11 protein-coding genes are annotated in these 11,091 nt (G+C 49.4%); 9 read left to right on the top strand and 2 right to left on the bottom strand.

Annotated elements, in window-relative coordinates:
* The 9 genes from AC6R0L_RS02985 to mnhG all read left to right on the top strand — a co-directional run.
* The coding region (locus AC6R0L_RS02985) for a lipocalin-like domain-containing protein (protein WP_500628169.1) at positions 1-942 on the top strand (942 nt) is incomplete at its 5' end.
* A 337-nt stretch (positions 943-1,279) separates the two neighbouring features.
* The gene (gene nhaA / locus AC6R0L_RS02980; protein WP_500628172.1) at positions 1,280-2,446 is read left to right on the top strand and encodes a Na+/H+ antiporter NhaA; all 1,167 of its coding nucleotides are present in this window, start codon (positions 1,280-1,282) and stop codon (positions 2,444-2,446) included.
* Between the two features lie 393 nt (positions 2,447-2,839).
* The gene (locus AC6R0L_RS02975; RefSeq protein WP_500628168.1) at positions 2,840-5,125 is read left to right on the top strand and encodes a putative monovalent cation/H+ antiporter subunit A; all 2,286 of its coding nucleotides are present in this window, start codon (positions 2,840-2,842) and stop codon (positions 5,123-5,125) included.
* Positions 5,125-5,562, top strand: coding sequence for a Na+/H+ antiporter subunit B (locus AC6R0L_RS02970; RefSeq protein WP_500627648.1), 438 nt, complete (start codon positions 5,125-5,127; stop codon positions 5,560-5,562). The genes AC6R0L_RS02975 and AC6R0L_RS02970 overlap by 1 nt, the downstream gene beginning before the upstream one ends.
* Positions 5,563-5,916 (top strand): Na+/H+ antiporter subunit C, encoded by a 354-nt coding sequence (locus AC6R0L_RS02965; protein ID WP_334552316.1) that lies wholly within the window; start codon positions 5,563-5,565, stop codon positions 5,914-5,916.
* Positions 5,913-7,406: a Na+/H+ antiporter subunit D gene (locus AC6R0L_RS02960; protein ID WP_334552315.1), complete on the top strand. Its 1,494-nt coding sequence runs from the start codon at positions 5,913-5,915 to the stop codon at positions 7,404-7,406. Before AC6R0L_RS02965 ends, AC6R0L_RS02960 begins: the two co-directional genes overlap by 4 nt.
* Before the next feature lies 1 nt (position 7,407).
* A complete protein-coding gene (locus AC6R0L_RS02955; RefSeq protein WP_334552314.1) occupies positions 7,408-7,881 on the top strand; it encodes a Na+/H+ antiporter subunit E in 474 nt (157 codons plus the stop codon).
* A gap of 7 nt (positions 7,882-7,888) precedes the next feature.
* Positions 7,889-8,161 carry an MrpF/PhaF family protein gene (locus AC6R0L_RS02950; protein WP_334552313.1) on the top strand — a complete coding sequence of 91 codons (273 nt, stop codon included), beginning with the start codon at positions 7,889-7,891 and terminating at the stop codon, positions 8,159-8,161.
* Complete coding sequence (gene mnhG, locus AC6R0L_RS02945; RefSeq protein ID WP_500628167.1) at positions 8,151-8,594, top strand: monovalent cation/H(+) antiporter subunit G; 444 nt, start codon at positions 8,151-8,153, stop codon at positions 8,592-8,594. The genes AC6R0L_RS02950 and mnhG overlap by 11 nt, the downstream gene beginning before the upstream one ends.
* A 122-nt stretch (positions 8,595-8,716) precedes the next feature.
* Here mnhG and AC6R0L_RS02940 read toward each other — a convergent pair whose 3' ends face one another.
* Both AC6R0L_RS02940 and AC6R0L_RS02935 read right to left on the bottom strand, forming a co-directional pair.
* On the bottom strand, positions 8,717-9,334 hold the full coding sequence (locus AC6R0L_RS02940; RefSeq protein ID WP_487903721.1) for an OmpA family protein: 618 nt from the start codon (positions 9,332-9,334) through the stop codon (positions 8,717-8,719).
* Position 9,335: 1 nt separating this feature from the next.
* Positions 9,336-10,610, bottom strand: coding sequence for a TolC family outer membrane protein (locus tag AC6R0L_RS02935; protein ID WP_500628171.1), 1,275 nt, complete (start codon positions 10,608-10,610; stop codon positions 9,336-9,338).
* Positions 10,611-11,091 lie beyond the last annotated feature (481 nt).

The raw sequence follows: 11,091 nt of genomic DNA, 5'->3' as shown, positions 1-11,091 counted from the left end.
TACCCCGTGATTTTACCCAACGACTTTTCCTTCAATAATGAGTACCAGCACGGTTGGTGGCAGTTCTTTGCTAATGTGCAAGATGAGGCCGGCACTGAATACGGGATTCAGTGGAGCTTTATTCGGATTGCCAGTCATGATCAACCTTTGCGTGGTTGGTTAAGCCCTCAAGTCTACGTGTCTCATCTTGTGGTATCGAGTCAATATGGCGTTTGGAAAGAGCAGCGGGTGGCTCGAGGTGGGATTGGCCAAGCAGAAATGACGTCACAGCCTTTTCGCATGTGGATCGATAATTGGAACTGGCGCTCACTAGGTAGGACACCGTTTCCTGGCATGCTCACTGCGCAAACCGATGAGTTTAGTGTCCAGTTGAGTGCGTCGACCAATGGGCCTTTTGTCCTGCCGGGTGAACGTGGCTACGTGGCCAAACACGATTTGCTGCCGATTGCGTCCTACAATATTTTCGCGCCTTTCCTTAATGTTCAGGGCTCAATTACATTGCCGGGCGATCGTCAGATTAAGGTCGATGGCAAAGCGTGGATGAGTAAAGAGTGGGGAAGTGGCTTACTCGCTGAAGGGCAACAGGGCTGGGATTGGTTTGTCGTCCATCTGGATGATGAAACCACGTTATCTGTGAGTCAGTATCGTCAAAACAAGCAACTTCCCTACTGGTTTGGTACCTTATCCAGTAGCGATGGGAAAGTGATTAACCTTGCAGACTCTGATCTTGTCATTACACCCAATGCGCCAAGTCTCGTCGCGCGTGGCAAGCGAGTGCCGATGAGTTGGACGATAGAAGTCCCCGCGCATAATATTCATCTCACCGTATCTGCGACTAATCAGAATCTTTGGCTGCCCTTTTTTGTGCCTTATTGGGAAGGACCAATAAAAACTACGGGTAGTCATAAGGCACAAGGCTTCATGCAGCTGATAGGGTATTAACTTTACGCATTGTTTCTAATTGATTGTCGTTGTTAAGAGCAGGTTATCTCAGTGTAATCTGCTTTTTTTTTGCATGTTCTATACTAATGATTCAGTTTGGTGATAGAAGCGAGGTTGAACCTATTTGTTGGTGCTATTTATGCTGGGTATTGCATTGATTTTATGGTTTGTCGCCTCAATTTGTGGTACACAATCAGAGAGTTAGGTTGATTGTGTCCGACAGGTGACATGTTTAGCGACGACATCAATGCGGCATGATAGCCCTAGTGTCTCTAAGCATTCATTGGGTGTTCTCGTCAGGTTTTTATAAATAGCGTTATCAGATAGGTCTTAAATGATGAACAAATGGGTCCGTGACTTCTTCCGATTGGAGTCTGCCAGTGGGATTTTACTTATCGTCGCCGCTGTTGTGGCGATGACTATCGCAAACTCACCTTTAAATGAACATTATCAGCACTTTTTACACATCTATATTTTTGGGATGTCACTATCGCATTGGATTAACGATGGTTTGATGGCGATTTTCTTCCTGGTGATTGGCCTTGAAGTCAAGCGTGAACTGGTGGAGGGGGCGCTCAAGTCAAAGGAAACCGCCACATTACCAGCGGTTGCTGCCGTGGGGGGAATGGTGGTTCCTGCGTTGATTTATGCTGGTATGAACTGGGGCAACGACAACGCAATGGCGGGGTGGGCGATTCCTGCGGCAACGGATATCGCGTTTGCACTGGGAATTATGGCGCTCTTGGGTAAACGCGTCCCGATCGCTCTTAAGGTGTTTCTATTGGCTCTGGCGATCATCGATGACCTAGGCGCGGTACTGATTATTGCCTTCTTCTATACGTCAGACTTGTCGACGCTTGCGTTGACCATGGGCTTTATCTCTACGGGTGTGTTGTTTTGGCTTAACGCGAAACGTGTCACACGCCTGACTCCCTACCTGATTGTCGGGGCGATTTTATGGTTCGCGGTGCTGAAATCTGGCGTTCATGCGACACTGGCTGGCGTGGTGATTGGTTTTGCTATTCCGCTAAAAAGTGAGAAGGAGCTTTACTCACCACTCAAATACCTTGAGCACTGGCTACACCCTTATGTCTCCTATGGCGTCTTACCTCTGTTTGCATTGGCAAACGCGGGGATCTCGTTGCAGGGCATTTCAATGGACGGCCTAATGTCAACGGTGCCACTCGGCGTCGCGATGGGGCTATTGCTCGGTAAACCGATAGGCATCATGTTGTTCTGTTGGGCCTCACTGGCGCTGAAAATTACTGTGTTGCCAGAAGGCATCACTAAGCGACATCTGTTTGCCGTCTCTATTTTGTGTGGCATTGGTTTTACGATGTCGATCTTCATCTCTTCGTTAGCCTTTGGTTTTGATTTCGCCACGCTCGACACTTACGCTCGTTTAGGTATCTTGATGGGGTCAACACTGGCAGCGGTATTGGGCTACATTGCTCTGCGTGTTTCTCTGCCGAAAGAGCCTGTGGCCGTGTCCGCCTCATCCTAGTGATATAAACATTTAATTTAAGCCCGCCAGGTCACCCCCGGCGGGCTTTTTTGTTAAGGGCCTGCGGAATCGTTAAAAGGGAAAGTACGCGAAGAGGCAAGGGTAAGTAACACGACAAAAAAGTGTTTCATCGTGTTTCGTAAATGTGACCTATGCGAGAGGTTGAACTATCATCAATGCTTATGTTTGATGGTATTTCCTACTAATTTCCACTTTAAGTTCGCTTTTTTCGAATATTTAGCTCTAGAGAAGCGAATGTTATTGTTAACAGGATTTGAATAAACTTTCGCACATTCAACGTAAGGTGAGCTAGATCAACTATTGTTTCACTAACGTGTGAGTTTCACTCATGTTCTAGTTTCGCTAACGCTTTATAGCTTGGAGGCTTTTTCGATGCTGTATGCAGTCCTGTCCGGTTTTTTCCTGGCAGCGTTTGTTCCTTGGCTGTTTCGCCAATTTGGTGAGAAGACCAGTAAACTGTTGGCGCTATTGCCAGCGGGTTTGTTTGTCTATTTCTCAACCTATTGGACTCAGATAACAGAGCAAGGACCACTTCTGATTCGTTATGACTGGGTCCCTTCGTTGGGTATCAGTCTCGATTTCTGGTTAGATGGCCTGAGTTTACTCTTTGCGCTGCTGATCTCTGGGATCGGTTTTTTTGTCGTTATCTATGCGGGCAGTTATCTGGCCAACAAACCGGATCAACGCAAACTGCTGACCTATTTGATGGCGTTCATGGGCGCGATGTTGGGCGTGGTGTTATCCAACAACCTGATGGCGATGTTTGTCTTTTGGGAGCTGACCAGTATTACCTCTTACATGCTGATCGGTTACTACCACGAAAAAGAGTCGTCGCGTAAATCTGCGCTGCAAGGTCTGTTTGTCACCGTCGGCGGCGGCTTGGCGCTATTGGCTGGTATTATTCTGCTTGGCAGTCTTGCGGGCACTTATCAGATCAACGAGATTCTTTCGCAAGGTACGCAGCTGCAAACGCACGCGCTGTTTAGCGTGATGATGTTGGCGATTTTGGGTGGCACCTTTACTAAATCGGCCCAGTTCCCATTCCACTTTTGGCTACCTAATGCGATGGCAGCGCCAACGCCCGTTAGTTCTTACCTGCACTCTGCGACCATGGTCAAAGCCGGTGTCTACTTGATGGCACGTTTGCAACCGACGATGGCGGGACATGAGCTCTGGACCTGGCTACTGACGTTTGTTGGCGCCACCACTATGTTGCTGGGCGCGGCCATGGCGGTGACCAGCACGGATCTGAAGCGTATTTTGGCCTATTCAACCGTGATGGCACTGGGAACCTTGACCATGCTGATTGGTATCGGCACGGAAGCGGCGCTGGTGGCGGCGGTGGTGTTCTTACTTGGCCACGCCCTCTACAAAGGTGCACTCTTCATGGCAGCGGGTACCATAGATCACGAAACGGGTACCAAAGATGTGCGTGAGTTAGGTGGGCTACGTAAAGCGATGCCGTACACCGCGGCGTTCATGTCACTCGCCGCACTGGCTTTAGCAGGCGTTCCACCTCTGTTTGGGTTCATCGGTAAAGAGATGATGCTCGAAGGCGTGTTGTCCAGCCCTTGGGCAGCGTTGCTTGCGCTTATGGCGCTGTTGACCTCCATCTTTATTGTCGCTTGTGCAGGGCTATTAGTGATCAAACCCTTCTGGGGTGAGAAGAAAGCCACGCCAAAAGAGGCGCACGAAGCGCCGCTTGGAATGCGTCTTGGCTTTACGGTGCTTTCGGTGCTAGGTCTGGTTCTTGGCTTGATTCCTTCATTGGCTTCGCCGCTTGTTGTATCTGCATCGACGGCGATTCTCGGTAATCCTGCGAGTAAGGTGGATCTCGCGCTGTGGCACGGTCTCAATCTTCCGCTGATGCTGAGTATTACGGCTATGGTGGTCGGTTACCTCCTGTTTAAGCAGTGGGATAAACTCGGCAAACGTGCAATTAAAGCCAAACCATTACTCAACTACGGGCCGGAAACGGGTTACTTTGTTTTTATGGACAACATGGTGAAATTCGCCAAATGGAGTACCGCCAAACTGCAAAATGGTTATATGTCGAACTACATTTTGACCATTTTCCTCACGACGATCGGTTTGGTGGCGTACGCCATGGTTACCCGCGTTGGTTTCCACTGGGATTTGGATTTCTCTGACGTGACGCTCAAAGAGATCGGCCTATCGATTCTGATCATTGCGGTGATTACGTTTGCTTGTTTGACCAAAGTACGTTTGAGCTCGGTGGCGGCCCTTGGCGCACTCGGTTTTGCCATGGCGCTGATTTACGTCTTCTTCAGCGCGCCTGATTTGGCCATCACGCAGGTGCTGATTGAAACTCTGACGGTCATCATGTTGGTGTTGGTTTTGTTCAAATTGCCTAAGTTCCAAACGCTCTCAAGCGCGGATGTGCGTTGGCGTGACACCATCGTCGCCCTGTTGTTTGGTGCAATGATGGCGACGCTATTGATGACAGTAGTGCATTTCTCGATGCAAGGCGGTATTAGCGGTTACTTGATTGAAAACAGTGTACCAATCGCGAAAGGGCGCAATATCGTTAACGTGATTTTGGTCGACTACCGTGCACTGGATACGCTAGGTGAGATTTTCGTCTTGTCGTTGGCGGCGATTGGTGTGACTGCGATGCTGCGTTCGAAGAGGGACTAATGATGAACAAGACAAGTACTTCTATGATTTTGCAGGTCATCGCACGCTTTCTGCTGCCGATGTTGCTGCTGTTTTCTGTGTTTTTATTGGTGCGTGGACATGATGAGCCGGGCGGCGGTTTTATCGCGGGACTGGTGGCGTCAGCGGCCTTTGCATTGCACTTGTTCGCGTTTGATGCCAAAGAGACGCGCAAGTTGATTGGTATCGACAGCACCTACCTTATGGGTGGAGGATTGATTATCTCAACGCTCAGCGGTTTTGTCGGTGTGATTAAATCTGGCAGCACGTTTTTGACCGCGCAGTGGTGGTACGTCAATGTGCCGGGACTGGGTGAGCTTAAACTGAGTACGCCGCTGATGTTTGATGTGGGCGTCTACTTTGTCGTTGTCGGCATGGTGACGACACTGCTTTTCTCACTGGCACAGTTGGAGGATTAAATGACCACATTATTTGCTTTGGTGATCGGTGCGCTCTACGCCGCTGCTCTGTACATGATGTTGCGCCGCAGTGTGGTGAAGTTGGTCATTGGCCTCATCATTCTGTCGAATGCGACCAACTTGCTGATCTTTACTGGTGGCGGTCTGGTTCGCGGAGCGCCACCACTGATCGCTGAGGGTATGACGGCTCCGGTGGGCGCGATTGCTGACCCTCTGCCCCAAGCCCTTATTCTGACTGCTATCGTCATCAGCTTTGGCGTATTAGCCTTTGCCGTGGTGCTGATTAAGCGCGCTTACAGCGTGATCGGTCAAGATGACATGAACGAAATGAAGAGTACAGATTCACAATTATGATGCTTCTATTGCCCGTACTGATCCCTATGTTTGCCGCGGCGTTGTCGATGACGCTGTGGAAACATCAAACGCTGCAACGCTGGATCAGTGTGTTCTCTAATTTTGCGTTGCTGATTGCCGCGGTCACCTTGTTCTACACCGTTTATAACGATGGGATCCAAGTGGTCACCTTGGGAGACTGGCAGCCACCTTATGGTATTTCAATGGTGGCGGATCTGTTGGCGGTGATTATGGTCACCGTGTCAGCAGTCGTGGCGTTTTGTATCTCCATTTATGCCTTGGCCACCATGAGTGAGGAGCACGAAAAGTTCGGCTTCTACCCGCTACTGCATTTGATGTTAGCCGGTGTCATTGGCTCTTTCCTAACCGGTGATATTTTCAACCTCTACGTTTGGTTTGAAATCATGCTGGTGGCGTCGTTTGGCTTGCTGATTTTGGGCGGCGAACGCAGTCAAATGGAGGGCGCGCTTAAATATGTGACGCTTAACTTGCTCTCTTCTGCATTGTTCCTCAGTGCGATTGGTTTGCTTTACGCCTATGCAGGTACCTTGAATATGGCGGATCTGGGGCAAAAATTGGCGACCACAGACAGCCCACAAGTGGTGACAGTAATTTCACTACTTTTCTTGGTGGCGTTTGGTATTAAAGCGGCGGCATTTCCGATGTTTTTCTGGCTGCCAGCCTCCTACCATACACCACCGGTCGCCATTTCTGCGGTGTTTGCAGGCCTGTTGACTAAAGTGGGCGTCTATGCACTGTATCGCGTGTTTAGCCTAATCTTTGTCGGTGATATCGCCTTTACTCACGGTACTTTGTTGATGTGGATGGGTATTTTCACCATGGTGACGGGCGTGCTGGGAGCGGCGGCGCAGTTTGAAGTGCGTCGTATCTTGTCTTTCCATATCGTAAGCCAGATTGGCTACATGATTTTAGGTTTGGCGCTCTTCACACCATTGGCGATTTTGGGTGGGGTATTTTATCTCTTCCACCACATCGTGGTGAAAACCAATCTGTTCCTTATCGGTGGTGTGATGCATCGTATGCACGGCAGTTACGATCTGGGTCGGTTAGGTGGTTTGTATAAATCTGCGCCATTCCTTGCGATTTTGTTTGCTATCCCAGCTATGTCTCTGGCGGGTATTCCACCTTTGTCAGGCTTCTTTGCTAAGTTTGTCGTGATCAAAGCGGGTATCGATGCTCAAGCATGGATAGGGGTGATTGCTTCGCTCGCCGTGGGGCTATTGACGCTCTATTCGATGGTAAAGATTTGGGCGGAAGCGTTCTGGAAGAAGTTGCCCGAGGATGCAGAAGTGTTGCCAGCGATGTCAGATTCAGAGCGATTCTTCCTCTACTTACCGATCATCTTGATGGCAATCATTACCGTTACGATAGGTATTAACGCAGAATGGTTTGTTAATCTCGCGAGCATGACCGCAGATCAGTTACTGGATCCTGCGCAATACATCGATGCTGTGTTAGGAGGTCAATAAGATGAAAGCCTTTGGTTGGAATATGTTATTGGCGTTGGCGTGGGTGATCTTATCGGGTACCTACACCATCTCAAATCTCTTTGGTGGCATGTTGCTGAGCTATGTGGTGCTGGCTTACGTGCTGCGCGATCAGCCTGCGTTCAAACGCTACTTCGGTAAGTTTCCTAAGTTTGTTAAGTTCGCGCTGTTCTTTATCTGGGATTTGATTAAATCGAACGCTCGCGTAGCATACGATGTACTGACGCCGACGCATTTGATGAAGCCTGCGGTGATTGCCGTCCCACTCGACATTAAAAGCGATGCCGGCATCACGCTCTTTTCGAACTTAATTACCGTTACACCAGGTTCATTAGCACTGGATGTGTCCACCGACAAAAAAGTGCTGTTTGTCCACCTGATGTATTTTGAAGATGAACAACAGCATGTGGCGGAGCTGAAAAAGCTTGAAGCCATGGTGCTGGAAATTATGGAGTAAGGCGACGATGGATACTGTATATACCCTCTGTTTTGCCATGCTAATTCTTGCGCTGCTGATCTCTTCGGTCCGTTTGCTGAAAGGACCGTCTCTACCCGACCGAGTGGTTGCGCTTGAGCTAATGGCCTCACTTACCGTCGGTTTGGTCGTGCTGTATGGACTGGCATACCAAGAGCCAGCGTTCATTGATGTGGCTATCGTACTGGCGTTGACGTCGTTTCTTGCGGCTGTCGGGTTCTCGAGCTTTTTGGAGAAAAGGGGAATTCAAGATGATGACTGAGTTTTTTGTTGCGCTATTTGCACTGCTGGGCTCTTTCTTGATGCTCCTTGCCAGCATTGGCTTAAACCGCATGCCTGACTTGCTGACCCGTATGCATGCGACCACTAAAGCAGGTGCGTTAGGGGTGGGTCTACTGGTAATCGCCTTTGCGATTGTTTTTTGGAGCGACGCCGCTATCGTCGTTCGCGCAGCAGCGGTTGTCGTGTTCATCATGGTGACGGCACCGATTGCGGCGCATGTCGTGGCGCGGACCAGTTACTTCGTCGGTGTCCCTGTTTGGGAAGGCACGGTAAAAGATGCCATCAAAGAGCAGTACGATATGGATACGCACCAGCTGTCCAGTCAAAACTGTACCGAAGCAACTCCCAGCGCTGTAGAGATGCCCGCTGCGGTGGAAACGCCGGGAGTCAAAGACGAGCCTTCGGCATCGTGACTGCTTTGACGTCGAGTGTAGTCATACTGTAAAGAAAACCGCCCCCACTGCTGGCAGTGGGGGCGGTTTTGCTATCAGAGAGGTTTATCGTCTCAATCCTTAAACAGCCACTTGGAACAGGACTACTTAGGAATGGTGGTAAATATCGTCCACTCTTTGACCACTTCTCGGCTCATGCCGACCACGGTGGCGGACACCTTGCGATCTAAGGCTTCAGTAGTCGCGTCACCCGCGCTTTCTTCGGCTGCGCTGTCTCCAAAACCAACAATGGCGATCCGCTCAGGCTCCACACCATAGTAGAGTAACTCTTGCTCAACGGCATTTGCTCGTAGCTTAGATAGCTCTAGATTGCGTTCCGCGCTGCCAGTTTTACTGGCGTAGCCTTGCAGTTGTATAGACGTCTCTGGGTACTGGGCAAGAAACTCTGCCATCGCTTCAATTTGGGTTGAATATTGCCAATCGACTTCGGCCGAATTGTTTGCAAATAAGATAAACAGCTGCGACTCTTCGCGTTTAGCGAGGGCTTGGCCGCAGCCATCGTTGTCAATAAGGGCTCCCAACGGTGTACCGGGGCAGAAGTCACGTGCGTTCACTACACCATCACTGTCGTCATCGGTGAGATCAAACGGTTGTTCTGCTGTGGGAGTGTCAATATAGTCATACTGATCGTCTTCGGCTTGTGCGGTAAAGGCTAGCGCTACACTGAGCAGAGAAAACGGGAATAGCATCAATTTGTTCATCTTAATACTCCATCTTCTCTTGCCACTCTTTTGGCGTATCCACTAATAGGGCGTCGAGCAAGTTACCGGTCGCATTCATCACTCGATACTTGGCGTACTGCTCAGCGTAGTGGGCGTCGAGGTAATCTTTGCGCGCCTCAAACAGTTCGTTTTCGGTGTTGAGTAAGTCGAGTAGGGTACGTTGGCCGATACGATACTGTTTCTCGTAGGCAATCACTGTTTCTGAGGCAGAATCGACATGGTCAGAGAGAAACTGCTTTTGTTGCAAGGTCAAATCAAGCGCACTCCAGGAAAGGCGCAAACCTTCCTCTACTTGACGATACGCGTTGTCGCGTAAATCTTTGGCCTTATTAAGTTGATAAGCCGCTCGTTCCGACAGGTCACTGTCGCTACCACCGTTATAGAGGTTGTAGCGCATGCGAAGCATGGCGAGGGTTTCGTCACTCCGCCCTTCATCGCCGCCAGCGTCATCTCGCCAAGTTTGACTCGCCTCTATAGAGAAGGTGGGGTAGAAGTTGCCTTTAGACTGCTTGTATTGGAACCGTGCAGCATCGACATCCGCGTGTGAGGTTTGAATCACAGGGTGAGAGGCAATGGCCTGATCAAGTGCTTCTTCCAGAGTCAGAGGAATACGTGATTCGTCGGCACGCGGGTAGATGAGCCCAAGCGGTGCTTGACCTACGACTCGCTGAAATTGCGTGTGGGTATCAAAGAGGTTATTTTGCGCTGCCAGCAAGTTACCATGCGCTTTGGCGATACGCGCTTCAACCTGCGTAACATCAGCGGTTGAACCAACGCCAGAGTCGGCGCGACGTTTGATGTCTTTGTAGATGTCTTTATGGACCTTGAGGTTACTCTCTGAAAGCTGCAATACCTCGTAGGCTTTAACGGCATCTAGGTAAATCTCGGTGACTTGAAGTGCAAGGTCTGAAGCCTGCGACAAAAGTTGTAGCCTCAAAGACTCCGCATCCGCCGCGGTGCGGTCGATATCGTTTAATGTTGCGTTACCGTCCCACAGCAACTGCGTTAAGCTTACGGTCGCTTCCTTTCGGGTGAGGTCGCTACTCCCTCCACCTACGCTTTCAGCATCGTTAATTCCTTCATAACCGATGCCTGCATCTAAATCGATACTCGGCAAGTACGCACCGACTGCCGCATCGCTGGATTTCACGGCACTGCGAAACTCGTTGTAGCTCGATTTTAAATCCGGATTGGTGGCAATGGTATAAGCCACCGCTTGTTCTAACGTTTGTGACTGTGCTGCGATGCTCAACATCAGTGTGCTCGCGGCGACGCATGATAACTTCCAGTTCAAGGTGATCTCCCTATACATCTCGTTACAGATAAGACGCTGTCACATAAGGTGTTTGTATTTCGTTATAGTTGTTACTAGCTTAGCCTTTCTAATGACAAAGTGAGAGGGGCAAATTCAAAAAATGACCGAATGTAGTACTCATTTACAGGTGCTGTCTCATTTTTGAGATGTTAGAGGTGGTTTTTACTGATTGAGTTTGGGGTGGGACGCAATTTTACAGCGAGTTTTTTGTCGTTCATTTTCCTATGATTTGCGTATACGCCAATACACGCAATGACTCTTATACCTCCCGGTTTTTTGATTCAGCCTATTAACATGAAATCATGTTGATTGATGTGGTCTATTAACGCTTTTGTTTTGATAGATTAATTAATAATTTGATTCGATAGTGCGAAAATGAGTTGCCAATTTCTGGCAAATTATGATACTTTCGCGCGCAATC

The organism is Vibrio sp. R15-SG3-ISO1A, assembly GCF_059833955.1.
Note: the sequence above shows the minus strand (reverse complement) of the source record. Positions and strands in the feature narration are given on the sequence as shown.